Source organism: Brevibacillus sp. NRS-1366, assembly GCF_050467985.1.
The window spans coordinates 50,804-77,642 of record NZ_JBITPN010000056.1; the positions used below are offsets into that span (position 1 = coordinate 50,804).

The 26,839-nt window shown below is 47.8% G+C and carries 28 protein-coding genes; 4 read left to right on the plus strand and 24 right to left on the minus strand.

The genetic code is table 11. The annotated features are described in order from the left end of the window. Positions 1-188: 188 nt before the first annotated feature. Positions 189-1,280 carry a Glu/Leu/Phe/Val dehydrogenase dimerization domain-containing protein gene (locus tag ACIFQN_RS31810; protein ID WP_429837064.1) on the minus strand — a complete coding sequence of 364 codons (1,092 nt, stop codon included), beginning with the start codon at positions 1,278-1,280 and terminating at the stop codon, positions 189-191. 234 nt (positions 1,281-1,514) lie between these two features. Next, positions 1,515-3,581, minus strand: coding sequence for a sigma 54-interacting transcriptional regulator (locus ACIFQN_RS31815; RefSeq protein WP_429837065.1), 2,067 nt, complete (start codon positions 3,579-3,581; stop codon positions 1,515-1,517). Between the two features lie 173 nt (positions 3,582-3,754). Here ACIFQN_RS31815 and ACIFQN_RS31820 point away from each other — a divergent pair, with 173 nt between their 5' ends. After that, positions 3,755-4,015 carry a DUF2627 domain-containing protein gene (locus ACIFQN_RS31820; protein WP_429837066.1) on the plus strand — a complete coding sequence of 87 codons (261 nt, stop codon included), beginning with the start codon at positions 3,755-3,757 and terminating at the stop codon, positions 4,013-4,015. Between the two features lie 32 nt (positions 4,016-4,047). On the opposite strand, the gene ACIFQN_RS31825 is transcribed toward ACIFQN_RS31820, so the two are convergent. From ACIFQN_RS31825 to ACIFQN_RS31865, 9 genes are all read right to left on the minus strand, one after another. Further along, complete coding sequence (locus ACIFQN_RS31825) at positions 4,048-4,935, minus strand: UDP-N-acetylmuramyl pentapeptide phosphotransferase (protein ID WP_429837067.1); 888 nt, start codon at positions 4,933-4,935, stop codon at positions 4,048-4,050. Further along, positions 4,917-5,609 carry a glycosyltransferase family 2 protein gene (locus ACIFQN_RS31830; protein ID WP_429837068.1) on the minus strand — a complete coding sequence of 231 codons (693 nt, stop codon included), beginning with the start codon at positions 5,607-5,609 and terminating at the stop codon, positions 4,917-4,919. The genes ACIFQN_RS31825 and ACIFQN_RS31830 overlap by 19 nt, the downstream gene beginning before the upstream one ends. After that, a complete protein-coding gene (locus ACIFQN_RS31835; RefSeq protein ID WP_429837069.1) occupies positions 5,596-6,153 on the minus strand; it encodes a copper transporter in 558 nt (185 codons plus the stop codon). The genes ACIFQN_RS31830 and ACIFQN_RS31835 overlap by 14 nt, the downstream gene beginning before the upstream one ends. 17 nt (positions 6,154-6,170) lie before the next feature. Beyond that, the gene (gene steA / locus ACIFQN_RS31840; RefSeq protein ID WP_429837070.1) at positions 6,171-7,337 is read right to left on the minus strand and encodes a putative cytokinetic ring protein SteA; all 1,167 of its coding nucleotides are present in this window, start codon (positions 7,335-7,337) and stop codon (positions 6,171-6,173) included. Between the two features lie 118 nt (positions 7,338-7,455). Then, a complete protein-coding gene (locus ACIFQN_RS31845; RefSeq protein ID WP_429837071.1) occupies positions 7,456-7,632 on the minus strand; it encodes a DUF2759 family protein in 177 nt (58 codons plus the stop codon). Positions 7,633-7,757: 125 nt separating this feature from the next. Continuing rightward, the gene (locus ACIFQN_RS31850; protein WP_429837072.1) at positions 7,758-9,155 is read right to left on the minus strand and encodes an amidase; all 1,398 of its coding nucleotides are present in this window, start codon (positions 9,153-9,155) and stop codon (positions 7,758-7,760) included. A 282-nt stretch (positions 9,156-9,437) separates the two neighbouring features. Beyond that, a complete protein-coding gene (locus ACIFQN_RS31855) occupies positions 9,438-10,223 on the minus strand; it encodes a class I SAM-dependent methyltransferase (protein WP_429837073.1) in 786 nt (261 codons plus the stop codon). 2 nt (positions 10,224-10,225) lie between these two features. Beyond that, a complete protein-coding gene (locus ACIFQN_RS31860) occupies positions 10,226-10,606 on the minus strand; it encodes a VOC family protein (RefSeq protein WP_429837074.1) in 381 nt (126 codons plus the stop codon). Position 10,607: 1 nt separating this feature from the next. After that, a complete protein-coding gene (locus tag ACIFQN_RS31865; protein WP_429837099.1) occupies positions 10,608-11,381 on the minus strand; it encodes a class I SAM-dependent methyltransferase in 774 nt (257 codons plus the stop codon). A gap of 118 nt (positions 11,382-11,499) precedes the next feature. Here ACIFQN_RS31865 and ACIFQN_RS31870 point away from each other — a divergent pair, with 118 nt between their 5' ends. Beyond that, positions 11,500-12,372 (plus strand): LysR family transcriptional regulator, encoded by an 873-nt coding sequence (locus tag ACIFQN_RS31870; RefSeq protein ID WP_429837075.1) that lies wholly within the window; start codon positions 11,500-11,502, stop codon positions 12,370-12,372. Here ACIFQN_RS31870 and ACIFQN_RS31875 read toward each other — a convergent pair. From ACIFQN_RS31875 to ACIFQN_RS31885, 3 genes are all read right to left on the minus strand, one after another. Further along, positions 12,364-13,227: a metallophosphoesterase gene (locus ACIFQN_RS31875; protein ID WP_429837076.1), complete on the minus strand. Its 864-nt coding sequence runs from the start codon at positions 13,225-13,227 to the stop codon at positions 12,364-12,366. The two genes, ACIFQN_RS31870 and ACIFQN_RS31875, sit on opposite strands and share 9 nt — an antisense overlap. Next, complete coding sequence (locus ACIFQN_RS31880; protein ID WP_429837077.1) at positions 13,220-13,798, minus strand: beta-class carbonic anhydrase; 579 nt, start codon at positions 13,796-13,798, stop codon at positions 13,220-13,222. Before ACIFQN_RS31880 ends, ACIFQN_RS31875 begins: the two co-directional genes overlap by 8 nt. Positions 13,799-13,874: 76 nt before the next feature. Beyond that, positions 13,875-14,141: a winged helix-turn-helix transcriptional regulator gene (locus tag ACIFQN_RS31885; RefSeq protein ID WP_429837100.1), complete on the minus strand. Its 267-nt coding sequence runs from the start codon at positions 14,139-14,141 to the stop codon at positions 13,875-13,877. A gap of 118 nt (positions 14,142-14,259) precedes the next feature. Between ACIFQN_RS31885 and ACIFQN_RS31890 the strand changes: the two genes are divergently transcribed. Continuing rightward, on the plus strand, positions 14,260-14,709 hold the full coding sequence (locus ACIFQN_RS31890; protein WP_429837078.1) for a flavin reductase family protein: 450 nt from the start codon (positions 14,260-14,262) through the stop codon (positions 14,707-14,709). A 413-nt stretch (positions 14,710-15,122) separates the two neighbouring features. Here the strand turns inward: ACIFQN_RS31890 and ACIFQN_RS31895 are convergent, their stop codons facing one another. Beyond that, positions 15,123-15,473, minus strand: a complete 351-nt coding sequence (locus ACIFQN_RS31895; protein WP_429837079.1) for a hypothetical protein — start codon at positions 15,471-15,473, stop codon at positions 15,123-15,125. 682 nt (positions 15,474-16,155) lie between these two features. On the opposite strand from ACIFQN_RS31895, the gene ACIFQN_RS31900 reads away from it, so the two are divergent. Then, the gene (locus ACIFQN_RS31900; RefSeq protein WP_429837080.1) at positions 16,156-16,839 is read left to right on the plus strand and encodes a YidC/Oxa1 family membrane protein insertase; all 684 of its coding nucleotides are present in this window, start codon (positions 16,156-16,158) and stop codon (positions 16,837-16,839) included. Positions 16,840-16,977: 138 nt separating this feature from the next. On the opposite strand, the gene ACIFQN_RS31905 is transcribed toward ACIFQN_RS31900, so the two are convergent. From ACIFQN_RS31905 to dxs, 9 genes are all read right to left on the minus strand, one after another. Further along, positions 16,978-17,232 (minus strand): hypothetical protein, encoded by a 255-nt coding sequence (locus ACIFQN_RS31905; protein WP_429837081.1) that lies wholly within the window; start codon positions 17,230-17,232, stop codon positions 16,978-16,980. Positions 17,233-17,358: 126 nt separating this feature from the next. Then, positions 17,359-18,186 (minus strand): MBL fold metallo-hydrolase, encoded by an 828-nt coding sequence (locus ACIFQN_RS31910; protein WP_429837082.1) that lies wholly within the window; start codon positions 18,184-18,186, stop codon positions 17,359-17,361. Between the two features lie 196 nt (positions 18,187-18,382). After that, positions 18,383-19,171 carry a sporulation transcription factor Spo0A gene (spo0A, locus tag ACIFQN_RS31915; RefSeq protein ID WP_429837083.1) on the minus strand — a complete coding sequence of 263 codons (789 nt, stop codon included), beginning with the start codon at positions 19,169-19,171 and terminating at the stop codon, positions 18,383-18,385. Positions 19,172-19,424: 253 nt separating this feature from the next. Next, positions 19,425-20,765, minus strand: a complete 1,341-nt coding sequence (gene spoIVB, locus ACIFQN_RS31920) for a SpoIVB peptidase (protein WP_429837084.1) — start codon at positions 20,763-20,765, stop codon at positions 19,425-19,427. A 153-nt stretch (positions 20,766-20,918) separates the two neighbouring features. After that, positions 20,919-22,643 carry a DNA repair protein RecN gene (gene recN / locus ACIFQN_RS31925; RefSeq protein ID WP_429837085.1) on the minus strand — a complete coding sequence of 575 codons (1,725 nt, stop codon included), beginning with the start codon at positions 22,641-22,643 and terminating at the stop codon, positions 20,919-20,921. 15 nt (positions 22,644-22,658) lie between these two features. Beyond that, positions 22,659-23,108: a transcriptional regulator AhrC/ArgR gene (gene ahrC, locus ACIFQN_RS31930; protein WP_429837086.1), complete on the minus strand. Its 450-nt coding sequence runs from the start codon at positions 23,106-23,108 to the stop codon at positions 22,659-22,661. Positions 23,109-23,113: 5 nt separating this feature from the next. Beyond that, positions 23,114-23,971 carry an NAD(+)/NADH kinase gene (locus ACIFQN_RS31935; protein ID WP_429837087.1) on the minus strand — a complete coding sequence of 286 codons (858 nt, stop codon included), beginning with the start codon at positions 23,969-23,971 and terminating at the stop codon, positions 23,114-23,116. 112 nt (positions 23,972-24,083) lie between these two features. Then, on the minus strand, positions 24,084-24,902 hold the full coding sequence (locus tag ACIFQN_RS31940) for a TlyA family RNA methyltransferase (RefSeq protein WP_429837088.1): 819 nt from the start codon (positions 24,900-24,902) through the stop codon (positions 24,084-24,086). Further along, positions 24,899-26,785 (minus strand): 1-deoxy-D-xylulose-5-phosphate synthase, encoded by a 1,887-nt coding sequence (gene dxs, locus ACIFQN_RS31945; RefSeq protein ID WP_429837089.1) that lies wholly within the window; start codon positions 26,783-26,785, stop codon positions 24,899-24,901. The genes ACIFQN_RS31940 and dxs overlap by 4 nt, the downstream gene beginning before the upstream one ends. Positions 26,786-26,839: the final 54 nt, after the last annotated feature.

The window sequence follows — 26,839 nt, forward strand, 5'->3', positions numbered from 1 at the left end:
TTCCTTTTGGCGGAGCCGTGGATTGAGGCCTACTCACCGAGGAGCGACCGCAGATTCTGCTTTGGTTACCGAGTGGGCTCACCCGTGTATTTACGAGAATATGAATATTCTAAGAACACTGCTTATGTAGCCCCTGACCGCTTGCCAAGGGTTAATAAGCAGTCAGGGGAAATTCGTTCAAGCAACAATTAGCGATGATACACAGTCTTGCCGTTTTGCAGGAAAGTATTACGCGACTTGCCCACACTCGCAATACGTTCTTCCGCCATGCGGTCAGCCGCTTTGTACGAAGCCATGCCATCACGCTCTGCAATTTCATATATCTTGAGGATTGTATCGTAGATTGTTTCTACTTTTTTCAACGCACGCTCGCGATTGTAACCTTGCAATTCGTCTGCTACGTTGATAACTCCGCCTGCATTGATTACATAGTCAGGCGCATAAATGAGACCCATTTCGTGAATTTGCTCTCCATGTCTTTCTTCTTTCAACTGGTTGTTTGCTGCCCCAGCGATTACTTTTGCTTTGAACAGTGGGATCGTGTCATCATTGATGATCGCACCCAATGCGCATGGAGAGAAAATGTCGCATTCTACTCCAAAGATGTCATTCACACCTACTGCTTTGGCTCCGAAATCGTTCACTGCACGATTCACGTTTTCTTCGTTGATGTCAGTAACGATCAGATGAGCGCCTTCTTCATGCAAGTGGCGGCACAAATTGTAAGCGACGTTGCCTACACCTTGTACAGCTACTACACGACCCGAGAGATTGTCTGAGCCATAGGCGAGCTTAGCAGCCGCTTTCATCCCGCGGTATACGCCATAAGCGGTTACAGGAGAAGGATTTCCACTGGAACCAAATGCTGGCGAAACGCCGGTTACGTAGTCTGTTTCCAAGTGGATCATGTCCATGTCAGCAACAGTTGTTCCTACGTCTTCTGCCGTGATGTATCGTCCGTTCAACCCTTGGATGTAACGGCCGAATGCACGGAACAGCTCTTCACTCTTATGTTCACGCGGGTCTCCGATGATTACAGCCTTACCGCCGCCAATATTTAGCCCTGCTGCCGCGTTTTTGTACGTCATGCCGCGTCCCAGACGCAGTACGTCGATAATTGCCTCTTCTTCGGTCTTATACGGCCACATACGCGTACCGCCAAGTGCTGGTCCAAGTGTCGTATCATGAATGCAAATAATTGCTTTCAATCCCGAATTTTCGTCCTGGCAAAATACCAACTGTTCGTAGTCGTACTTTTGCATGTAATCAAAGATGTTCATTGAAGAAACCTCCCTAGTGTCATTCATTCTCCATATTCTCGCAGCTGCCTATTCTATCAGGAACCACGAGGAGAATTCCCCGTCATGAAACATATGCAAAAGTCGTGCCAAACCACCTTCCGCGATGAAAGCGCTTTATCGGCGTGCATATGGAAGTTTATGCAATCGACTCAATACGCAATTTTTTGCACGATTGCGCAGAATATTGCATGCAAAATTTTGCAGACCATCTATTCATTCCTGCTCATCCATAATACCCAACTTTTCCATCTTGTAGTACAAGCTGCGAACGGCAATACCTAAGCGCTTCGCCGCGAGAGTTCTATTGCCACGGGCAGCAGCCAATTCACGCAGGATGTGCTCTCGTTCTGCTTCTTCCACAGCCTGCTTCAATGTTTTTCCTGGTGAATGCTCTTTGTCCGAAGGCTCTTTTCCCGAGCTCATGATCCTTCGTTCCAATGGCGGCAGGTGTTCTGGCATAATGGTTCGCTCGTTGATTTTCATATGGATCATGGCTCTGCCAATCACATTTTCCAGTTCACGAACGTTACCGGGCCAGTGATACGTAAAAAGCATCTGCAAGGTGTCTGGATCGATCTCTTCGACGTTGCGCCCGTATTCTACATTCGCCTTGCGTAAAAGGTGCATCGCTATTGGCTGGATATCTTCTAGTCTCTGCCTGAGCGAAGGGATGTGTATGGGGAAGACTTGAAGTCGATAATACAAGTCTTCACGAAAACGTCCTGCCCCAATCGCCGATTCGAGATTCACGTGGGTAGCTGCAATGACCCTGACATCAATTTCGACCGGCTTGGTACCGCCGACCCTGACGACTTCCCTCTCCTGCAAGACACGCAGCAGCATGACCTGCATACTCATCGACAGCTCGCCAATCTCATCGAGAAAGATCGTTCCACCGCTCGCCTCTTCAAACAATCCACGCTTTCCACCGCGACGAGCACCTGTAAAGGCCCCTTCTTCGTAACCGAACAGCTCACTCTCCAATAAGCTCTCGGAGATGGCTGCACAATTGACACGGATAAACTGCTTGTACTTGCGTTCGCTGGCATTGTGGATGGCGTGGGCGAACAGTTCTTTCCCCGTCCCCGACTCCCCTCTGAGCAAAACGGTTGCAGGAGTCAACGCTGCTTTTTTCGCCTGTTCGATCGCTTTGCGCATCGGTTCACTGTACCCGATGATGTCTGCAAAGCTATATTTCGCCTCCAATGTGCGAATGATGCGACGTGCTTTTTCCAATTCCTCGCTCAAGCGTTTGAACTCGGAGACGTCATGAATGACACCGACGCTACCTTTTAGCTCCCCATCAACCATGACCGGGGCCACATTCACCACCACGTCTTTGCGTTTCGGGCCGAGCTTCATCGGAACGCCTCTAACTGGCTTCTTTGTTTTCAAAACTTGCATATGCATGCTGTCGCCTTCTGAAATGTCTACGGTTGCAGGCTTGCCGATGATGTCTTCAGGAGTCAAACCCGTTATCCGTGTATAGGCTGGATTGATCAATAGCCCATTCCCGTCCTTGTCTACCACAGAGATTGCTTCGTCGGAGGAGTGAATAATGGCTTGCATCATGCTTTGCAGTTCTTTAAGGTCTGTGACTTCCTCAGCCAAAGCCATCACTTCTGTAATATCACGAAAAATCGCGACTGCCCCAACCACCTCATCGCGATCGTTGCGAACGGGCACGCGATTGGTGATAATGCGGGTCTGATTGGGCAAAATCTGTTCCTGATTCAACTCAGGAGAGCCTGTCTCTAATACAATATGTAACCGAGTGTTGGGTATCCTCTCTGATACCTTTGTATCCAGCACTTCGCTCGCGTCGATCCCCATCAAACGCTCTGCCGCCTGGTTGAACAGCGTAATGACCCCTTGTCTGTTCACCCCAATAATCGCGTCATGGGTCGAGTCCAGCATCGTTTCGCGTTCACGCTGATTTTGCATCATGACAGCTATCAGCTTGTCGCGTTCCCGAATCAGCCTCATCACGATACGCGTAAAGGTCCCGGGAATCAGAACGGTTTTCTCTTGCTTCAAATGCTTGAGGTGCTTATATTCTCCGAGATCTCCTGTCGCTTCCAAAATGACATCCAGATCCTCATCCAAATAGGGTCTGTAATCGGTATCCACCTTGATACCTAAGGAACGGGCCAGCGTGAGTCCGGGGGCATCTGGCCGTTGATCGACAACGGCTACAATTTTTAACCGATCCATCTGGTTCAGCATCTTAATGAGTGCTGTTCCACCACGCCCAGCACCTACGATCAGCAACTTGTGCACCTACAGATCCCCCTCCTTTCCCAATCAAACTCGATTCCATTGTACTCCAATGATTGTGGGAAGGACAGGTGTTCTTAGCTAACGTGCGCTCGTTCAGGTGCATGCACGGCTGTGGACAAGGTGCGTCGCATCCGATATGATGAGAAAATGAGAGAGAAAGGTGTGACACACCCGTGATCGTTCAGAAAGTGATCGCGCTGTTGATCATGTTGATTCCTGCTGCAATAGCTATGTACGGAATCAAGCTGATCCGTGACGCGTTCTTTTACTCTACCTCCCCTGAGGTAGGCTTTATGTGGGGACAACTAGTTCTTGGGGTTCTTGCTTTCGCCCTTCCTGTTTTGTTTATCGCAGGGTTCATCCTGCACCACGAACGGAAAAAAAATCGGGTTCAACCCCGCTTCATGGTTCCTGAACCAGATGAAGACGAGTAGGCCAGGCAGGACATCCAGCCTGGTTCTTCTTATTAATCGGACTTTGCCGATCTTCCCCAGCTATCCATGCGCCTCAGCCAGCGAAATCTCTCGATGTACTGGGAAATCGAAATAAATTCTGCCACAATGTGCAAGCTGATAAAAAGCAGCAGAACCAAGCCTTGTACATACGCTGGCGTCGTGATGACAAAAGCATAGCCCACCACGAACCCCAACGCGTTAGCCCCCGTATCCCCCAACATGATCTTGCCGCCCGCATCGTGACGAAACAGAAATATCGACGACGTAATGACCGGCAGAAACCAGACCCATGCCATCTGTCCTGCGCCTGCAGATTCGCCCGCGTAATACCCAGCAACCCCTGCAATGAATAGCAAAAACCAAAATACTTTGAGAGCTCGTGCTGGTCTTAGGTCAAATAGATTGAGGACATTAGGCGTAATGGCGAGCAAACAGATAGCCAACAGCCATGACCAAAACGACTGAGCGAAAGCCAGAGAAATGAGAAAGGCCGTGCTCCCACCTCCCCAAGCTTTCCACAAACCACTCGTCATTTCGCCCTGGTGCCAAAGCGCCCCAAAATGCCCGCGGAACCCTTTAACTATCGGGTCCGGCGAGCGGTCATCCTGCCATCCCCAAAAAGCCATCACTACCATTCCCGCGCCCAACAAGAGGCCTTCATCCAAAATGGATAACGGAGTGCCTTTTGTCTTTAAAAACAGGAGCAAGGCACCCAATGTTACGACGGTCGATACAACGATTAAGACGCCGCCGCCAGTCAAGACCTCCATCCCGCGGTAATTCAGTCTTTGCATGCCCAGTCGGTACAGTTTTTTTTGCATGATTACAAGCAATGTCCGATGCAAAAGGATTGGGAGTCCTATACCAATTGCAAAAGCGATCAACCATTTCGTTTCCACCCTTGTCCCTCCCACCATTTGTGGCAAAGCGTCCGGCCTATGGCAACGAATTCTTTACCCCGATGACAATACCCCGACCAATCGTTCCCCGTTTCACGGTGTAAAAACATGACCGGCACTTCCAGCACGCGATAACCTGCCCGCAAGGCATCAACCGTCAGACCAACCTCCACCCCAAAGCCTTTATCGAGCCTGCCTACTCGCTGCAGCAGCTCACGCCGAAAAGCGCGCTGACCTGACAACGGAGCACGTGCTTCAAAGCCTGTAAGGATGCGAATTCCATGATGGGCCAACCCTTTTGCCAACCCCATTCCAGCCTTTTTTTGCGGCGGCGGGAGAACAGCAACAGCCATGTCACATGCTCCGTCGATCACTGGCGATAATAAATGAGCAGCCTCTGCCGCACTCTCGCGAAGATCTGAGTCCAACAGCATTACCACATCGCCGCTTGCATGCTGCCATCCCGCCTGTACAGCAGCTCCCTTCCCCCGATTTTGTGGAGTAGAAATGACAGTGTCCGCCCATTCTTTGGCTAACCGCGCTGTTTCATCCTCACTGCCATCATCTACGACAATCAGCTCATGGCAAAAAGTGCGCTCCCGTATTGCACGCAAAGTAGCAACGATAGCCTCCTCTTCGTTAAAAGCAGGAACAATGACACTAACTTTTTTCACGCTCTTCCCTCGTTTCAGACAGCAGTTTTTGCAAGCTCTCCAATAGCGCCCACTGCTTGATGACCGAATCAGGCTCCTGCTGCACTAATAACCAGCGACCGGTCTTTGGCCATTGCGCAAGCCAATCAGGCGTCTTGTTTGCAAATACGAGAAGCAAGCTGTCAGCAGGAACTCTCCCCTCCCGATATGGAACGACCTTTATTCCAACCGACTGCATTAAGCGGGTAATCCGCTCAATGGATTCGTTCTCCTCTTGCCACACATACACCTTGCTTCCTTGCAAGTCATTGGCATAGCGAAGCGTCATGAGATGAATGACTTCTTCCTTGTTCCGCTCTACCTCGACCAGCAGCCGATTCATCTGTTGCTTCAACTCTTGATTGCTTTTTAAAGCGCGGTCATATTTAGCCGACATGTTTGCCAGTACTTCTTTTTCTCCCAGAGAGAACCAGTTGTGACCAGCCGTCCCCCCTAATAAAATGCCTACTCCCAGCGCCACGAAGACAGCAGCGAGTGAGATCAGATGATAACGGAAATGAATCATGGCAGTGACGGACCTCCCTAAAATGCCCAGGTACGCCACTGTGTCCAGAGCATTTGCGCAGCGTGACGTGCAACGGGATTGATCATAAGCGCTGATGTAACAGGCAAGAGCATGGCGGCTATACAAAACCCCCATACTTTCCACGACCCGCTTGGCTGATAAAGCTGACTCACACCTTTGGCATCAACCAGCTTGTTGCCGATTTTGGTTCGGACCAAAAGTGTACTTGCCATCCCTTTTCTTCCTTTCTCCAGGAAATCAATCATGTTGGTGTGTGCCCCAATCGTCACAATTAACTGGGCTCTTTTTTCGTACGCTAAAAGCATCGCTACATCTTCGCTCGTCCCCGGAGCAGGCAAGAGATGAAATGGCAATCCGAGTCGCTCTATTCGTTTTTGTCCAGGAGCCGTCCCGTCTACAAATGCGTGGACGACGATTTCAGCCCCACATAGTAGTGCTTTGTCAGATACGCTATCCATATCACCGATAATCAGATCCGGTACGTAACCATACTGCAACAAAGCATCTGCCCCCCCGTCTACACCGATCAGCACAGGTCGGCATTCTCGGATGTAGGAAGCAAGGGTGTGCAAATCTTGCTTGTAATGTTTGCCTCGAGCCACCACTACTACATGCCGGTTTTCTAACCGCGTGCGTAAAGGAACAGGGTACAAAGGCTTTAAAAACAGATTCTTTTCTTGTCTGGCATACGAAAGCGTATTATCAATAAACAGCGAGAGCGTATCATCCAGTTTGGACTGTGCTTCCACCCATTTGAGTTGGATACTGGCGGCAGTTACCTTATGGAGTGCACTTACGAATGTCCAACCAGCGGGGCTATGAACAAAAAGAGTTTCTTCATGAATCGTCACATATTCACCATCCAGAAGCTCGATCAAATCGTGCTCGCATATGCCGGTAGGTATTTCATACAGGGACACACCTGCATTCAGCAGCATACGTGCGCCTTCAGCGGGGTAATGTCCGGTCATGAACGGCGAAAGATTAATGACAATCTTCACCTCTGAATCCAATAAGGAAGAAGCAGCCATCTCGTCTACGTCGGGATGATCCAGCAGTGCGAATTGATGGGAGTGGAGCCGTTTGCACAGGTGCTTCGTTCTACGATCTGCGGCCATGACGGCCGTGCGTATTGCAGCATCAGGATGTTGTCTTTTGCCCACCTGTTCCCACCTCCATCCCCTAGTATGCTAAATATTTCCTAGCATCATGCGCCAGAAAACGAAAAAGAGGCTGTGCAATACATGCACAACCTCTCTTTGCTACACTCTTTTAGAAATACTACGCGCCCTTGGTTATGTAATAAATGATCAAACCGTCGGCGAACAGGAATACGGCCAAGGAAACCAGACCAAACCCGATAGCAAACTTGTTCTTTGCTTTGACTGAGTTCACACAGCCCCAAGCAATAAAGAATGTAAAGATGAACATCAGGAAATCAAACAAAATGATCTTCATAAATACGACACTCCTTTACCAAGATGACGCAAACCGGAATACAATGGCAATTCCATTATATAGCTTTGCCTATTACGAAACAAGCATATCCAAATTTGTGACAAACGATTTCACAATTACCGCTGCTACTCTCCGGGATTATTCCCCGTAGAAGAGGACTTCATGCTGTTTGTCTGCTCATAGGCATAGCCAAATTGATACAATTGCGCCTCTTCTCTGTGCATGCCAATGAGCTGAAAGCCAATCGGAAGCCCGCTCTTTGAGAATCCGCATGGAATGGACAAACCAGGGTTTCCAGTAAAGTTGGTCGGAGATGTCAATCGAAGCAGTGCTTGCCTGACCCCTTCCTGATAATCACCGATCATGACTTCGCGCTGGTCAATATTCGTGGGAAGGATCGGCAAGGTAGGTGTGAGCAATACATCGACTTCTCCGAAGCTGTCATTGAACTGCTGGATGAGACGTTTTCTCTGATGCTGCACCTGTACATACTGGTATCCCCGCACTTCTTTGCTGGAAATCAAACGCTCGCGAACTTCCGAATCCAGATCGTTTGCGTGCTCAAGTATCGTTCTTTCGTGGACCGCATAGGCTTCTGCCTGAATCGTGATTCGCTGTCCTTCTGCAATTTCCTCGATTCCTTTAATCTCGACTTCCCGAATTTCGGCGCCAAGACTTTGGTACACATCAATCGCTAGATGAACGGCTCGCATTACTTCTTCCTCAATATTCTGAAAGAAAAACGCAGGCAGTCCGATTACTTTTTTGCGAACACCTTGGCCGATAAAACGCGTATAGTCTTCCTCGGCTTTTACGTATGAATACGGGTCTTTTTCATCGTAGCCGGTAAGCAGATTCAACAAGGTCGCATTGTCTTTGACGGATTTCGTCATCGGTCCGACGTGATCTAGCGTGTAAGCAAGATCGAAAACGCCGTACTTGCTCACGAGACCGAATGTCGGTTTCATCCCTACTATTCCGCATGCGGCGGATGGAATACGAATAGAGCCCCCGGTATCGGTACCCAATGCAGCGTAAGCCAGGTTTGCGGCAACAGCTGCCCCTGATCCTCCGCTAGATCCCCCAGTTATTTTTTCGAGGTCATGAGGATTTCGGGATGGTCCAAAATACGATCTGTCCCCGATCGGCCCATAAGCGAATTCGTGTGTATTCGTCTTGCCGATGAGAATCGCGCCTGCCTCCTTACATTTGTGAACAACGGTTGCATCGATATCAGGCACAAAATTTTGATAGACTTTGGAACCCATCGTTGTGCGCACCGATTTGGTAAAAATCATGTCTTTGATTGCTATCGGAACACCATGGAGCGGACCTCGTTTATTGCCCGCCATGATTTCCTTTTCCGCTTGGGCAGCCGCTTCTAACGCCTCTTCTTCACATACGGTAATATAAGCATTGCAGGCAGGATTGTTCTGTTGAATATCGCTTAATGTTTGTCTTACAACTTCTACTGGAGATATCTTTTTTTCCTGATAGGCCCCAGACAAGGTTAGCAGATCCACTTGTTTATACCTCCACTTTTTTATTCACACTTACGTCCAGGCCACGCGGGGTCATGCAATCAACTACCAACCCTGAACGGGCAATACGAAGACTTTACTAAATAGAATACATGATACTGAGCTTTCTGTCTCTTGATAAAAAAACCTCTATCGAGGCCTTCTCAAGGAGGAGCGACCGCGTATTAGCGGAAAGTTTTCATGCGCTCCAGAATTCATAAGCGTCACGCTTATAAATTCTTACACGTTAAAAAAACCTGAGAGATTTATTCTCCCAGGCAAGCTTTATTTTCCTACCCGTTTTTCTCCGGTCCAGATACTCCAGCAATCTTGTTCCACAATTTTTTCTGGCCCACCTAGCCTGTCTTTGATGTGATCGACTAGTTGCTGCAATTGTTCATCGTTTAATTCATGGAGAATGGAGCGTCCCTTGCGGAGAAGCAAATCTGCCTCCAAAATAGACCAGCTGTCGTATTCGCGTCTGACCTCCCACAAGGAGATCGTATCTTTACTGGCGAGTCCCGCCTTTTCTATAGAAGAACGTACCTCTTGATCATCCGGTCGACGATTCATCTCTTTTTGGATCAAGCCAGGAAATCTCTCAAAAAAGTAACCACGCAGGTGTACCCTTGAGGCAGGCATCTGGACATCTGCAACCGTTCGATCTTGAATGATGCAGATTCCCGCTGGCGCAAGAAGCCGCTCCACTTCCGCAAAAAAGGCATCCAAGTCCTGCAAATGATGGATGAGGGCGCGTGCAAACACGATGTCGGCACTACCGCTTGCCAGCCCGGTAGCCAAGGCATCTCCCTGGACGAAAGTGATCGTTGGGTCGTCAGCACATTGTTCCTTTGCGCCCTCTAGCATCACTTGTGAGAAGTCGACTCCAATGACAGATGATGCACCCAGTGAAGACCAGGCCTGTGAATAAATCCCTCCCCCACATCCGATGTCGATGACTCGTTTTCCTGCCGGATTGACCAGTGACCCAATCAGGTTGAACCAGGATTCGTCGACGGTTCTTCCCGTATACGTACGCTGATTTTCCTTCGCGTGAAAATCAATTCCCATGTCTACTTCGCCTCCTCCATGAACTCCAATCGGTTACCAAATGGATCTTCTGCAAAAAAACGGATCAGATGCGGGATCTCATCATTTATTCGTATGGGGACTTCATTTTCTTTTAAATGCTTCATCAATGCTTCGATATTTTGTACAACAAAGGCAGGGTGCGCTTTTTTTGCGGGCACAAAGGCTGCTTCGATTCCAATGTGGATAAATTGAGCGCCGCACTGAAACCAGACGCCTCCACGTACTTTTAGCTTTTCAGGCTTGGGAATCTCATTCATTCCCAGCAAATCCTTGAAAAACCGGCGAGCCTCTTCCTCGGAGCCCGGTGGTGCCGCGAGTTGCACATGATCAAGTCCAATCCATTCGTACTTTTTGTTCGTCATCTTACTGGACTCCCCTTTTTTTCCACAGTACCATCCACTCGTCGATTTGATGCGTGAGGATTCTGCCTTGTTCTATTTTTAGTTCGAGATAACTTTGCTGTGTTTCTGAGGCTTCTAACAAAAAGCGTTCAACTGCCTCTTCTTGTTCACTGGATTCTGAGGTGCGCTGAACCCATGGCAAAAATTCAAACTTCTTCTTCCGCTGTCTCTGCCTTATCTCTTCTAGCGCATTCAGGCTGTGCAGGGCTCTCCATTCACTGACACTCAGGCAGCGAACATGACTAGGATCTCTCATTTTCTCAATCTGGTTCATAAATAATGCCAGGTCAGTTTCCTCAGGCGCTATATTGTCGATTAGTAGAAAAGCTCCCTCCGGACGCAGCACACGGCTTACCTCCCGAACAAAAGCCATAGGGTCTGGGAAATGGTGAGCAGCGATCCGACATGTAACCGCATCGAACGCTTCATCCAGAAAAGGCAACTCTTCCGCATCTGCCTGTACATACAAAATGTTGTCTGTATTTGCCTGGTGATTGGCGCGTGAGGCCGCTTCTAGCATCGGCCGGGTCAAATCAGTCGCGACAACCAGACTGACATGTGGGGCTAGCGTCCGTGCAACATGTCCTCCGCCTGTAGCGATATCTAACACAGTCCAGCTTTTGGCAGGCTCCAACCACTCCACCAACAGTTCCAAATCACTGCCTTTGGCGTGTGTTTGGCTCTGGACATAGTGTTCCGCATTTTTTCCGAATTGCTGCTGTACCGCTCGTTTCATCTCATCCTTCTTTTGCAAGACAACCACCTCCTGCTATTATCTTATTCCATGATTTTACTTCTCTGTTATATAATATGGTTAACAAGATATCAACATTTTCGATAGGAGAGATGTCTTTATGGATCAAGAGAGTCTCGAAGTATTTTTAACCATCGCCCGGCACGGCTCCATCAATCGTGCAGCGCAGGCAATGTTTCTCGCGCAATCTACGTTGACCCATCGGCTCAAGCAATTGGAAAGACGAGTGGGTCATCCTTTATTCATACGCACTGCTTCGGGCGTCAGTCTCACAGGCGAAGGTCGCAGGCTGCTCCCAATTGCTGCCAATATCGTCGAACAAATGCGTGCTTTTACCCAGCCCAAAGAGCAGCAGCAATCTATGAACATCGTAGCAGGCAAGGCTTTCGTGGCCTACGAGCTGCCGCGTCTCATCGGCGAATATCGGCAGGCTCATCCCGGCTTTACCTGTTATGTCCGCTCCACTCTATACGAGGAATCTCTGAGCGCGTTGTTGACAGGTACCGCAGATATTGCCTTTCTCGGTAGCGAGATGTACCATCCTCACATCCATCAGGAATTTTTGCCTAGTGATCGGATCTTGCTTGTGATGGCACCCGAGCACCCGTGGGCGAATGGTTTTCCCGGTTTTCATGAGTGGGGGACAGAGGAAATGATCTTGTTTGGCAACCACACGGCTCCCTACAGGCAGCGTATCGACCGGTTTCTTGCCCAGCAAGGCGTGTTTCCCAATGCGATCATGGAGCTAGACAGCTTTAGCGCCGTTAAAAAAATGGTAGAACGCCAATTAGGGATCACGATGCTTCCTGAGAGAACGATTCAACGAGAGCTGACTGAAGGTCGACTGATCGCTCATGATATCGCTCAAGGCGACCTTCAACGTCCTACTTTGATCGCTTATTTGCATCCAAAAAAAGAGGACGATGCTTTTCAGCAATTCGTCCAGTGGATGAAAGCATCCTACTCAAGTTAACGTCAGAATGGTCAGCTCTGGCCGACAGAAAAGCCGGACAGGCAAGATCGTTGTACCGAGTCCGCGATTGGTGTATACATACATGGATTGATTGCCTACTTGATACATACCCTGTACATATTTGCGGGCCAGCTTTGGAGTCAACAGGTGACCGATGAATGGCAGCCTGACCTGGCCACCATGGCTGTGTCCCGACAATTGCAGATGAATGGGAAATTGGGCCGCTTCATCTGCAAAATCTGGTTCATGAGCCAAAAGGATTACTGCACTCCCCTCAGGGATTCCAGTAAGCGCTTGAGGAAGATTGGGTACCCCATGCAGGGCATCATCTACTCCCGCAATAAATAATTCGTCGTCCTTTTTGCTCAGACGTATGTTTCGGTTATCCAGTACTTCGAAACCAGACGCAGCCCATGCATTACGTACAACCTGCTGCTCTCTTGCACGATAATCATGGTTGCCAAGTACCGCATATTTCCCATAAGGCGCTTGGAGATCATGCAAGATAGGTACGACGCTCGAAAGAATACGGGTACCTTCCTCCACTATATCTCCTGTAAAACAGATCAGATCAGGCTTTTCGGCTGCGATCCGCTCCGTCACCTGCTGCAGATCTTCTGGTTTTGAAAAAAGTCCCAGATGTACATCACTGAAATGAACCAGCTTGATTCCCTTGAAACTCTCCGGCAATGCCGGCAAGGCAACAGATAGACGAACAACTTCGAGCCAGGTTCGCTCCCAGCCAAAGGCATAAGCACCTGTACCTATCCCCAGACCGACTAGTCCTCCTATGCTTCGCACAACTTTGCCTAGAAAGGACTTTCGTGTAATCGGTTGGTAACGCGGATCAGCCACGGTTTTCTAAGTGATCATAGCCATTGACAACCACATCCAGCTTCCCTGTTACCGGATCGATCAGCAATCCGTGTACTGCCACATTTGGTGGTAATAACGGGTGTTTCTTTATCGTCTCCACGCTGTTTTTCACACTATCGTCTACACAGTCAAAACCGCGCAGCCATTTATTCAAATTGATTCCTGCATGCTGAAGGGTAGAAAATGTTTGGGCTGGGACCCCTTTTTCCGTCATTTTTGCCATCGTACGCTTGCTGTCCATTACACTCATCCCGCAGTCGTAGTGGCCCACAACCATCACTTCTTCTGCGTTCAATTCGTAGATGGCGACCATAATACTGCGCATAATACTCCCAAACGGATGGGATACGATCGCTCCCGCACTTTTCACGTGCTTGATGTCGCCATTGCGCATGTTCATGGCTTTTGGTAACAACTCTTCTAAACGTGTGTCCATACAAGAGAGCACAACCAGGCGCTTGTCTGGGAATTTGGTGGTCTGGTATTTTTCATACTCTTGCTTTGCTACAAATTCACGGTTGAATGCGAGAATTTCATCTAAATTACGCAATTCGCAACACCTGCCTCACTTAGCTTTTTTCTTTCTATTTTACCTTCTTCTCGAAAACCTTCAAGCGAACGCGGCACTATTTCTTGCACTTCTCCTGATTGTGTACACCCCATTTGCACTTTTGCTCCAGGATCGGCATCAACGTCTTGCCTTTTGGCGTCAAGGAATATTCCACTTTTGGCGGTATTTGTGGGTACTCTACTCGATTGACGATCCCATTCTTCTCCAGTTCACTTCGTTGGGTACTTAACATTTTCCACTTTCCACCAATGATGGATACCGTGTAGTCAAAGGGAGCTAGTTTTTGATCTTTCCCAAGTGACTGGCTCTGCTGCTTTGAAATCATCGAGTCACTCTCCACTCTGTAAGTATCTCACAAAATAGTACGTACTACCTTTTCTTGCACACCAGCCTATACTTATGAGTATTGCATGAAAGACAACTAGAAGGGAATGATTTGCATGCCTTTGCTAGATGCACTCACCTTTCATACGAGTGAAGTGAGCGAACACGATATGTACAAGCTTATGATCGGTTCCGTGGTACCAAGACCGATCGCGTGGGTTTCGTCTATGAGTAGAGACGGTGTCTTGAATTTGGCACCGTTCAGTTTTTTTACCGTGGCCTCTCGCAATCCGCCGACTCTCCTCATCTCCATAGGTCTTGGTGTTGAAGCACGGGAGGGAACCGTCAAAGATACCCTAACGAATATTCGCGAAGTGCGCGAGTATGTCATTAATACGGTTTCAGTCCCGCTCGCTGACACCATGCACCGTCTGAACTTGCTGGAGTTACTCCACGCCCCAGTGAGAGCGGGAAAGTCCCCGCAGTGTTCGAAGCCCCGATCGCCTTTGAGCTTGCGCTGGATCGAATCATTCCAGTGGGAGAGGATCATCTCGTCCTGGGGGTAGTCAAACAAGTCTACATTGACCCTGATGTATTTGAAGGAGATTTTAAGATTGCGATTGATGCCTGGAAGCCGGTTGCCAGCCTTGCTGGGAACTTTGCAGGTCTCACTCCTGTGTTTTCATTTGGAAAAAAGTAGGGCGGGGAGGAGTCTTCCTTCCTTCTCTCACTCCCTTCCCTTCCAAACACGCCAAAACTCTGTTAGATAGGTGATAATGAACAGGAATAAACATACTACCCAGAAGCTTGGATTAATGATGTACAAAACGCATGGGAGTGCTCCTGAACCGATGAGCGTAAGATTGCGATATCGCGGATATTTCAAGGAGATGAGGGTAACGATTAAGCCTATAACCAAAACGATAATCGGAAATTTTTCCACTATATTTCCTCCATCCGTGTAAGTAAGTGACGGCTACTACTGTTCTGAAGCTTTTTGTTCTTCATCGTCCTTTTGACTGTTGCTTTGAATGTATAATTCCAAACTCCTAAAAATCAGCAATAGCAATTCACAAACGAGCTTCCATAACATTACTGCCACACCAAATACAATCACAGCTACTACGAAACCTAATAAATAGTTCGTTTCCATTGCCGAAGTGTACATCCCGTAGTTGGCAGGCACCATTTTTTGTACGAGAAACGTAATAGCAGCCATTCTTCCAATAGATATCGCATAGATGGCAATCGGCACATTTCCAATCAAAAACAGCAAGCGAATTATTTCTTTAACTGGTTTCTTTTCGAAATCGAAAAAATGGTTGAACATGACCATTTCTCCTTTCATAAACATAATTACATTGGGTATCAATATGGTACCTCGATGTATTCAGATACTCTATATTTAAGTATTTCGATTAGGTCTTCATCCATAAGCCAATGTTGAAAGGCAGGGCTATCGATCAATCGTTTGCTATCCATTTATCTTCTCTCCCTTTCACAATTTGGCATGAGCCGAAAATCTCATCTAATGGCAGCTGGCACATTCTTTTATATGCGTCAAAAGCGTCTGGGTATTGCTGTTTGATCAAACTTTGTTGATTATAATCATATATTTGGGTTAACCCCGTTCGAAATTCTTTTCCATTAGGAGTCCTCGCATGTTTGTGTTATCTTTGTAGGAAGGAAAAGTTCGTGGTTTTAGGAGGTGACGCTTTGGAGTTTTCTTTGGATATGACACTCTTGCTCCTAGCACTCGGTATATCAGGATATCTGGTTGCTCACCTGTTTAGCGGACCCGCAAAGCCTTTTGTTCTGGCAGCACGTTTGCAAGGCAAACTGGATTGTCCGCTGCGGGACGAAATTTCTGTCCGCTTAAGTGGAAAACCAAGGATTCTTTTTGTCCGCCGCAAAGTTTTACCAAAAGAGCACAGCCGCTCTCTGGATGATGCAGAACCGCTCTCCTTCTTGTATCCGCTTGACACAAAGATCGATACAAGGAGGATTCGAACATGTATTCATTTGTACAACCGGTTATTGATATATTGGCGTCCCTGCTTCAGGTTTTCTTTCAATTTGCGCAAGATTGGGGTATTGCCATTGTTCTCTTTACGCTTTTCGTGAGAGGATTACTGTTTCCTCTCAGCTTGCGGACAGCGCGTCAAACCGTGCTACAAGTGTTTATTCGGCCAGAGCTGAAGCTGATTCAGGAGCGATATAAAACGGATCAACCGAAACTTATGGAAGAGACGATGAATCTTTATAAAAAAGCAGGGGTCAAGCCGTTAGCGATGTTTTCCACAGCGATCCTGCAAATGCCGATTTTCATGGCGATGTACGGTTTGTTTTTATCGCATGGGGCACAGATGTCCTCTTCGTTTATCCCTTGGGTCGCCTCGTTTTCACAGTTTGATCCCTGGCACATCCTGCCCGCACTCGCAGCAGGGCTCACCTTTGTCACGAGCATGGTTCCACTGACCAGTGAAATGGCTGCAGATAGTTCCCTCATCCAGCGCATGGGCAGCTCCCTGGTCATGGTGATCGTTTTTCTGATGGTTCTCTGGAAGGCACCCGTTGCCCTTGGCCTGTATTGGACAAGCGGCTCCCTATTCGGTCTGCTCGAACGCGGTTTTTACCGTTCTCGTCTAGGGAGAAAGGTTTTGCAATCGGGTAGATCGAACATGCTAATGAAATAAGAATAAGAAGGACCAAGCCTGACTTTTGAAACCCCTTGAGCGATCAAGGGGTTTTAATCTTTTTGACTGTACTTATCGATTTGCGTAATCCCTCAACTCCACGAGGTCGATTGTCTGACTGAAAAAGTAGTCAAGTTGTTAGAGTTCTCTCGTTTCTCTCATATAAACTGGGCAGTCCCATTGTTTATCTTTCACAACAATTATTTTAAACGCTCCATCACTATCCATGGATGGATACCAACCGATATCAATCGTATACTTCTCATCTTTATCAGTAATTTGGAACAAATCTTCTTTTAATTCAGGTAGCTGTTCTAATAGAGGGATGTCAGATTTGACATTGAATTCATTGAAAGTATATGCGGTTTGCAGCCTGCTGATATCTTTAAACATAAGCTCCCTCCGTTAATCACCGGTCACATCCATCTCTCTATTTGAGTCGAAAACTTATTAACCATGCAAATACCCCTCGTACGTTTACTAACGTATTGATCCGAGAAGGAAAAGTTCGTAATTCCATCAATAGCGCAGCGTTAACCCGACACCGACTTCCTGTATATTAGTCACGCTAGCCAGAGCTATTTTTGCTTGCAAACCCGTACAATGACAGGCATGTAGCTTCAAAGGCTTTAATTGCTCAAAATAATTGACTGTTTTAACCAATTGGTTTTCTTCAGTTTGGAGTAAATGAAACCCACCTACAATATCGACAATTCGATCAGTGCCACATACCTTTTTCGCATACTCGACGATATTACAAATACCCGCATGCGCACAGCCAACGATAATAATCAGGCCCTCTTTTGCTTTATAAACAAACGCAGTATCATCTATTAGATTGTCTGGTGTTCCATCATCTAAAAAGCCAATTGTGTCGTGTCCTTCAAAATCGAAGGATCTGGGTATCGTACTTAAAAACACCAGATTCTCCGTTAGCCATACAGGCTCCTCCGATAACTTGATCGGAAAATGATGGGCTAGTTTTTGTTCACTAATAATACTGCCTATCTCCCCCAAATTCGGCACTAGCTTACTTTGGAATGCTTGTGGGTGTGCAATAATTGTTGGTGAATGAAAAGGTAGGTTTTCCAACCTCGCCTCAAAATGATGTTGTGCTAAATGGAATAATCCCCATGTATGATCCACATGACCGTGTGACAGGCCGATAAAATCAAGTTTCCTTAAATCAATAGCCAGTTTTTGAGCATTTTTTAAAAAAGCGTTCGAATAGCCCGTATCAAATAAAATTCTTTTCCCATCCGCTTCAATAAAGGCAGAAAAAGCAGGTTCCGCGATAAAATAATGATCGATCAGTGTATTGTTATCAACAAGTATAGTTAGTTTCATGGTCTCTCCCCTACTAAAATCCAATGTCTTTTTCATTCCAATCCGCCAAGTAATTATACCAATTTTAACCACATCTATCGAATAATTCCTAGACAGGCTATCGAGTTCAGTTTTTCACCGTATAAAGAAAAGGGCATTAGCCCTGAATAGCTAATGCCCTAGATTTCTCAATCATCCAACCATTTCTCACTTACTCTCAGCTAATCTTCGCCTCAATCCGCAGCTTGTCCGCCACCATGGCAATGAATTCACTGTTGGTCGGCTTCGCCTTGGTGTTGGAGATCGTGTAGCCAAACAAGCTGGAGATGGAGTCAAGATTACCACGGGACCATGCTACCTCGATCGCGTGACGAATAGCACGTTCTACACGGCTTGCAGTTGTATTGAACTTTTTGGCAATGTCCGGATACAATACCTTCGTAATCGAGCCGAGCAGCTCCACATCGTTGTATACCATCGTAATCGCTTCACGCAAATACAAATAACCTTTGATGTGCGCAGGAACTCCAATCTCGTGAATAATGCTGGTGATGCTTGCATCCAGATTGCGTCCTCTCACCTGCAGAGTAGACTGTGGTTTGACAGAAGAAACAAAAGAGGATGCCTGTTTTGTAGTAATCATTTGACGGATGCGCTGTGCGAGCACTTCCATGTCGAACGGCTTGAGAATGTAGTATGCCGCACCTAGTTCAACCGCCTTCTTCGTAATTTCTTCCTGGCCAAATGCCGTTAACATAATAATTTTAGGCTGCGGGGAGAGACGCATCGCCTGAATCTGCTCCAATACAGCCAAGCCATCTAGATGTGGCATGATGATGTCAAGAATCAGGACGTCAGGTACCCGCTCTTGAAGCAAACGGACTACCTCATTACCGTTGTAAGCCACCCCAACAACATTCATGTCATACTGGCTACTGATGTACTCTTCTAACAGATTCACAAATTCTCGGTTATCATCAGCCAACAACACTTCAATCTTGCTCAAAGTCGTTCCTCCTAACAATGGACGGTCTTTTGGAAAGAAGGTGGCATTCTAGAGGTTGAAAAATTCTAAAAGGATAAGTCCATCCCATCTTTTCACTACAAAAATAATTCGACAAACCGATATCCATTCCTGCTTATGACGAAAGATTGAATGATTTAACCGATATTTCGACAAAGAACATATCGTTTCGGCAAAGGGCCGAGTCCCAAAAGGAAAAAGCCGCCTCGCTCACGTGCGTGACGGCTCGTCGTATTCAGGCAGCCTTATCCGTTGTTACCTTGGACTGAGACTCTGGAGCATTACGCACATTGATCCCGGCATCCTGGAGCATCCACTCGATATAGCAGCCATAGCCAGACGTTGGATCGTTTACAAACACATGTGTAACAGCGCCGACGATCTTCCCTTTTTGAATAATGGGACTGCCGCTCATTCCTTGTACGATGCCGCCTGTCTTCTCCAAAAGACGTTTGTCCGTCACTTTAATAATTAATCCTTTGGTAGCAGGAAAATGCTGTTTGATCACGTTCATGATCTCGATATCGAACTCTTCCACTTTTTGCCCATTGACCACGGTCAAGATCTTCGCGGGACCTTCTTCTACCTGTTCCGCTAAAGCGATCGGCAGTGGTTGGTCATAAAAGCTGCGTTTAGGCTCGTCTTTCATCCTCCCAAAAATACCAAAGGGCGTATTCTTGGTGATATTGCCCAGAACTTCACTCTCATTATAAAAGCGAGCAAACTTTTCTCCAGGATTACCACTTTGTCCTTTTTCGATTGAGGTCACACTCGCCTGCACAATCTGCCCGTCACCTACGACGATAGCTTGTCCGGTATCGACGTCAGAGATCACATGTCCCAGCGCTCCATAAGCTTTGGAGCCAGGATCGTAAAACGTGAGTGTTCCAACGCCCGCGGCAGAATCACGAATGTAGAGTCCCATCCGATATTCATGATCTTTTTGATCCTTTGCAGGGTGCAAAGTAAGATTTAGCTTTTCCTTCCCACGTACGACGAGCAGTTGAACGGGATTGTTTTTCTTTCCTGCTTCATTGATCAGCTTTTTCACATCATTCATGTCGTTGATGTACAGATCATTCATCTTAATGATCATATCGCCTGCATGAACACCGGCTTGTTCGCCAGGAGAGAATTTCGTTTTACCATTGTCTACCAAATGGTGACCGACAACGAGTACACCTGCCGTTTGTAGCTTTACCCCAATCGATTGTCCACCGGGGTACAGTCGCAAATCTGGTAATACGTTAACTTTCACGGCTGTCAGCGGAATGTTTCGCCACTTTACCTGCAAATTGGCTTCGCCAGCCCGACGAGGCTCAACGGACATTGGCTTGCTTAAATCAACGGATACTTCTCGCGCTTCTGTCCCATTGACGTGCAGTATGTCGGGATTGCTGTTGATCAGAGTGCCCATGACTGGCACGGAAACGCGCAACTGTTCGAGGGACCCTTCCATCAGTCGCAATTCACGGGGAAAGGATGACAGATCGCGGAACGGGGTGGAACTCACGACCAAAGCCGTGATGAGGAGAAGGAGACTTCCCATCCATTTTCTTTTGTTTTGTCGGATCACCAGCAATCACTCCTACCGTTCCCTACCTACACCTACAAAGAAACACCTCCACCTTGTGTACCTATAATGTTGCCTTGCGATCAACGGATTATGTCAGGAAATTATAACGGGCACATCACGTTTTTTACACAAAAAAAGACTGTCAACATGGCTTTAGTTGACAGCCTTTCTTTCGCGACCGAGGGAAATCATCTCGCGTGCATGTTCTTCTGTTTTTGCAGTCACCTCGGCTCCGCTAAGCATGCGTGCCAGTTCGGTAACCCTTTCGTCATCAGATAACCTCGTTACCATGGTCATCGTCTCAAATTCGCTCATTTCTTTTTTGATCAGAAAATGAGCATCAGCCATCGAGGCAACCTGCGGTAAATGAGTGATGCACAAGACTTGGCGCTGCCCGGCTACGCGAGCCAGTTTTTCCGCAATTGCCTGAGCTGCACGTCCACTTACTCCAGTGTCAACCTCATCAAAGATCAGTGTCTCCACCTGATCCGTACCTGCCAAAATCGTTTTGATCGCCAGCATGACCCGGGACAACTCACCGCCGGAAGCAATTTTGGCTAACGGACGTAGCGGCTCTCCGGGATTGGGGGAAATGAGAAATTCAATCTGATCCATCCCATTCGCATCCACCTGCCGCTTGATTCCGTCTATCTCGACCCCGTCCTCGTCCGGTGTTTGTCTCACATCGATGGCAAAACGGGCTCGTTCCATATGTAATTCTTTTAGCTGCTGCTCGATCTCTTGGGCCAGCTTGCCCGCACATTCGTGACGAATGACAGACAATTCCTGCGCTTCTACCGCCAGATCAGCTGCAAGCTCGGTTAAACGTTTCTCGACTTGTTGCAGTCGATCTTCGTAATGGTGCATCTCGTCCAGCTCATCCTGTATCGTCGCAGCGTATTCGAGAATATCATCTACGCTTTTCCCGTACTTGCGTTTCAAAGATTGGATTTGATCCAGCCTGCGCTCTACCTCTGCCAACTGCTCAGGCTCGAAATCCATTTGGTACGATAGCTGTCGCAGCTGATGCACGACATCCTCGATCTGGTAATACGCATTCTGTACCGTTTCCAAAATGGGAACAAGCTGTTCTTCATACCCTACGATGCGTTCTAAATCACCCATCGCATGCCCTAGCCAATCCATGCCTTTTTGGTCTCCGTGCAAGGAGCGATACGCATCCTGCATAGTCGAGTAAACTTTTTCAATGTTCATCCACTTTTTCCGTTGTGCCAAGAGCTTGTCATCCTCGCCTGGTGTCAGCGTAGCGGATTCAATTTCGTTTAATTGATATTGCAACAGATCAATTCGCTGGACGAGCTCCCGTTCATTACGAGCCATCCGCTCGAGGTCCTGTTTTGTTCTGCGATAAGCTGAATACAGCATGCCATACTCATGCTTGGCAGAACCCAATTGTGCTTCACCATAAGCGTCCAGCCAGTTAATGTGCTTGTCTGACTGCATCAGCATATGGGTATCGTGCTGTCCATGCACCGTTACCAACCACGGTCCAAGCTCACGGAGCATAGCCAACGTAACCAACTGTCCGTTCAAGCGGATAATACTTTTTCCCTGATTGGAAATATCCCTTCTCACCACCAGCATACCGTCCTGCTCGATCTGCACCCCAACATTGGCACATACAGCAAGAGCCGGGTGTCCAATCGGCAGCTCGAACAATCCCTCTACTTCCGCCCGTGATTCCCCATATCTGACAAAATCAGCAGATGCACGACCTCCAAGAAGCAGTCCCAGTGCGTCAATAATGATGGATTTCCCGGCTCCCGTTTCCCCCGTCAGGATATTCAGGCCTTTTTGAAATGAGACGGTCACAGATTTAATGATGGCAAAATTTCGGATAGAAAGTTCTACTAGCATCGCAAGCGACCACCTTTACAGCATTTCCATAAAGCGCTTGGTCACTTCATGTGTATTTTCTTTGGAACGACAAATAATCAGAATGGTATTGTCACCGCTGATTGTTCCCATGATTTCTTCCCATGGGAGGTTATCAATTAGCTCAGCAACGGCATTCGCATGACCTGAGAGTGTTTTCAATACAATAAAATGATCGGCTTGGTCTATGCTGATGTAAGAATCGACCAGCATGCGCCTTAATTTTTGGAGCGGATTGAACTTTTGTTCAGCAGGCATGGAATACTTATATCGCCCATCTGGAAGGGGCACCTTTACCAGATGCAATTCCTTGATGTCTCGGGATACCGTAGCTTGGGTCACATTAAATCCTGCAGCCCGCAAACGCTCCACCAGTTCATCCTGAGTTTCTACCTCTTGACTGCTGATGATATCCCGGATTCGGATATGTCGTTGCCCTTTGTTCATATGGATTACTCCCATTCCCCTTGTAATTTCGTTCGAATTGCCTCAAAGAAGCCGCCTTTTTTCCACCTGATCAGCGGAGTGACATAAGGAGACTTTTTGATGTAAATGTGATCGCCACCTTCTAGCCGATAGCCAAACTGTCCGTCAATGGACAGACCCATCTCCTGATGGATGGCGTCTACCTCTACACGAATCACCTGGTCGCTGGACAAAACCATTGGGCGTGCAGTCAATGAATGCGGCGCGACGGGTGTCAGTAATAGCATGTCCACATTCGGCGCGACAATCGGCCCTCCAGCCGACAGTGAATAAGCTGTTGAGCCTGTCGGTGTCGATACAATGACTCCATCTCCACTGAAGGTTGCCACATAGGCGTCATCCAGAAAGACCGCACACTGAATAATGCGGCAAAAAGAGCCTTTGGCAATCCCGATGTCATTCATAGCAGTATACGAACCCAATGTCGATCCTTTTCGAACGAGAGACGCTTCCAGCATAGCCCGCTCTTCTATATCGTACTTTCCTGAGAGCAAATTATCCACGGCGTGTGGCAAGTGCTCAGGCTCTGCTTCTGACAAAAAGCCAAGCGTCCCTAAATTAATTCCAAAGATAGGAATAGAACGTCCGGCGAGCTGCCTGGCAATTCCCAAGAGGGTCCCATCTCCGCCCAATACACATACCAGATCGGCTTGGTTCCCCATCTCTTCCACAGTTGCTCTCAGGTCAGCACGGCCCAGATCAGATGCAATATTTTCGTCCAGGAAGACCTGTGCTCCCCTGACTTCAATCAGGTACAATAGCTCCCTGGCAACGATGCGAGCCTCCGGTTTCCCTTTGTTCGCTATAATTCCAATTTTTTTCACATGGCCCACCCCAAACCGGTTGGTTGGAAATCCTTATACAAGTATACAACTTTTCGTGCATAAATAAAAAGCCTCGATTCCAGTTGTACGCCCGAGGCTTTGTTTTTCTTTGCTATTTCAGCTTTGCATGGGCAGATGCGACTACCTCTGACACGCATTGGTACCAGCTTTCCAAATCCATGCCACCATCACTTTTTTTCAAATGCATCACGAATTCAATGTTTCCTTCTCCCCCGGTAATCGGAGAAAAGTCTAACCCTTTCAAAGCAAAGCCTAAACTGCTGGCAAATTGTCCAATATCGGTCAGTACGGCTTCGTGAATTTCTGGCTCACGAACAATTCCGTTCTTTCCGACCTTTTCTTTTCCAGCTTCAAATTGCGGCTTGACCAAAGCCACTACATCGCCCTCTAGCTTCAGGAAACGATACAAGACGGGGAGGATAAGCCGAAGCGAGATAAAAGAAACATCGATGGATGCCGCGTCAGGCTTTTCCCCTTCAAAGGCATCCGGGTCCATGTGACGAAAATTGGTCCGCTCCATGACGACGACCCGCTCATCCTGTCGCAGGCTCCACGCGAGCTGTCCATAGCCTACATCAATGGCATAGACGAGACGCGCCCCGTTCTTCAGCGCACAATCTGTAAAGCCCCCCGTGGAGGCTCCGATATCCATCATTACGCGATCGGTGAGATTCAGATCAAATACTTTTAGCGCTTTTTCCAGCTTCAAGCCACCCCTACTGACATAAGGGTGGACTTCGCCTTTGACCGTAATCGCCACATCCTCGGCAAATTTGGTACCCGGCTTGTCACAGCGCTCTTTTGCCACTTGTACCAGGCCAGCCATCACCGCTGCTTTTGCTTTTTCTCTGGTCTCGAACAGCCCTCTCTCGACCAAGAGTACATCTATCCGTTCTTTTCGTATGCTCATGCTTCCACTACGCCCTTCGAAATTGGTAACAGGGCACGCACACGAGAAGCAATTAATTCTGCCGTGAGTCCTACTTCTTGCCGCTGTTCTTTGACGCTTCCATGCTCAACAAAATAATCCGGGACAGCAATAACCTGTACATTCATGCCGTGATAACCAGCGCGATTGTAGCATTCGATGACCGCACTACCGAAACCGCCCATTTCCGAGCCTTCCTCGACGGTGACAATGTCAAAGCCCTCTTGCGCCAGACGGAACAGCAGCTCCTCATCAAGCGGCTTACAGAAACGCGCATTAATCAACATCGGCTTGATTCCTTCTGTCTGCAGCTGGTTGACTGCCTGCTCTGCCATTTCAAATACGTGACCAAACGAGAGAATCGCCACATGCTTTCCTTCGCGCACGATCTCAGCTTTACCGATCGGCAAGACCTGTAGCTCCTCATCCAGCATAACACCACGCGCTGGAAGGCGAGGATAACGATACGAAATCGGACCTTCGTCGTAGACAGCAGCGGTTTTCATCATATGGCGCAATTCGTTCTCATCTTTTGGAGCCATGACGACCATATTCGGGATGATCCGCATGAAAGCCACGTCGTACATACCTTGATGCGTCTCGCCATCTGCTCCGACCAATCCAGCGCGGTCTACGGCAAAAATGACATTCAGCTTTTGACGTGCTACATCATGAATCAATTGGTCATACGCTCTTTGCAGGAATGTGGAATAGATAGCCAGCACCGGTTTGAGGCCTTGTGTAGCCAAGCCTGCAGCAAACGTACATGCATGCTGTTCTGCAATTCCTACGTCAAACAAGCGATCTGGGTACTTTTGACCAAATGGAATCAGACCGGAGCCTGCAGGCATCGCTGGCGTTATAGCAACGAGAGATTTGTCTTCACCAGCCAGTTTGATCATCGTATCGGCAAAAACGGACGTATAGGTCGGTGCCGACTTCGGTGTATCGCCCGATTCGATCTTGTAGGTACCGATTCCATGCCACTTGACTCTGTCGGCTTCTGCTGGCGCATAACCTTTCCCTTTTTTCGTAATCGCATGAATCAGAACAGGACCTTTTGTCTGCTTCGCTGTCTTCATCGTATCCAGCAAAAGCTCCATGTTATGCCCATCAATTGGTCCGATGTAGGTAAAGCCCAATTCCTCGAATAGAACGCCAGAAACGAGCAAATACTTCATGCTGTCTTTGAAGCGCTCTGCCATATTTGCCAACCTGCCGCCTACAGCAGGAATGGATTTGAGCAGTCCTTCCACCTCGTCCTTGGCCCACTGATAGTTTTCCGTTGAGCGCAGCTTCCCAAGGTAATTGTGCAATGCTCCAACGTTTGGAGCAATCGACATTTCATTGTCATTTAGCACCACAATTACATTTTTGCGCTCATGTCCGATGTGGTTCAAAGCTTCAAGTGCCATCCCGCCAGTCAAGGCACCATCACCGATGACTGCCACCACATGATTTTTTTCTTTCTTCAAATCACGAGCGGTAGCCATTCCCATAGCAGCAGACAACGATGTACTGCTATGTCCGGTCTCCCATACGTCATGCGGACTTTCCACCATCTTCGGAAAACCGCACAAGCCTTTGTATTGGCGCAGTGTGGGAAACATCTCCCGGCGACCTGTCAGCATTTTATGTACATATGCTTGGTGCCCGACATCCCAAATCAGCTTGTCCCGAGGGCTGTCAAACACATAATGCAATGCTATTGTCAGCTCGACTACTCCCAGATTGGGAGCTAGGTGTCCCCCTGTCTTAGACAGTGTTTCTACAAGAAATTGCCTGATCTCAGTGGCCAGCGTAAATAGCTGCGGCATTGTGCACTTTTTCAGGTCTTGAGGATCATTTATAGTAGTAAGCAGCATTTGGTATTCCTCACTTTCAACTGTTCGTTCTCCGGCGATTGTGCATGCTGCAAT

Bases quoted from the DNA above. Each gene is read 5' to 3' on its own strand.
- ACIFQN_RS31895 (WP_429837079.1), bottom strand. From the start codon at position 15,473: ATGTTCAACCATTTTTTCGATTTCGAAAAGAAACCAGTTAAAGAAATA.
- ACIFQN_RS31855 (WP_429837073.1), bottom strand. From the start codon at position 10,223: ATGGGAATTGATTTTCACGCGAAGGAAAATCAGCGTACGTATACGGGA.
- ACIFQN_RS31845 (WP_429837071.1), bottom strand. From the start codon at position 7,632: ATGAAGATCATTTTGTTTGATTTCCTGATGTTCATCTTTACATTCTTT.
- ACIFQN_RS31900 (WP_429837080.1), top strand. From the start codon at position 16,156: ATGTATTCATTTGTACAACCGGTTATTGATATATTGGCGTCCCTGCTT.
- dxs (WP_429837089.1), bottom strand. From the start codon at position 26,785: ATGCTGCTTACTACTATAAATGATCCTCAAGACCTGAAAAAGTGCACA.
- ACIFQN_RS31865 (WP_429837099.1), bottom strand. From the start codon at position 11,381: ATGAAACGAGCGGTACAGCAGCAATTCGGAAAAAATGCGGAACACTAT.
- recN (WP_429837085.1), bottom strand. From the start codon at position 22,643: ATGCTAGTAGAACTTTCTATCCGAAATTTTGCCATCATTAAATCTGTG.
- ACIFQN_RS31835 (WP_429837069.1), bottom strand. From the start codon at position 6,153: ATGATTCATTTCCGTTATCATCTGATCTCACTCGCTGCTGTCTTCGTG.
- ACIFQN_RS31940 (WP_429837088.1), bottom strand. From the start codon at position 24,902: ATGAGCATACGAAAAGAACGGATAGATGTACTCTTGGTCGAGAGAGGG.
- ACIFQN_RS31860 (WP_429837074.1), bottom strand. From the start codon at position 10,606: ATGACGAACAAAAAGTACGAATGGATTGGACTTGATCATGTGCAACTC.
- ACIFQN_RS31810 (WP_429837064.1), bottom strand. From the start codon at position 1,280: ATGAACATCTTTGATTACATGCAAAAGTACGACTACGAACAGTTGGTA.
- ACIFQN_RS31870 (WP_429837075.1), top strand. From the start codon at position 11,500: ATGGATCAAGAGAGTCTCGAAGTATTTTTAACCATCGCCCGGCACGGC.
- ahrC (WP_429837086.1), bottom strand. From the start codon at position 23,108: ATGAACAAAGGGCAACGACATATCCGAATCCGGGATATCATCAGCAGT.
- ACIFQN_RS31905 (WP_429837081.1), bottom strand. From the start codon at position 17,232: ATGTTTAAAGATATCAGCAGGCTGCAAACCGCATATACTTTCAATGAA.
- ACIFQN_RS31910 (WP_429837082.1), bottom strand. From the start codon at position 18,186: ATGAAACTAACTATACTTGTTGATAACAATACACTGATCGATCATTAT.
- ACIFQN_RS31890 (WP_429837078.1), top strand. From the start codon at position 14,260: ATGCCTTTGCTAGATGCACTCACCTTTCATACGAGTGAAGTGAGCGAA.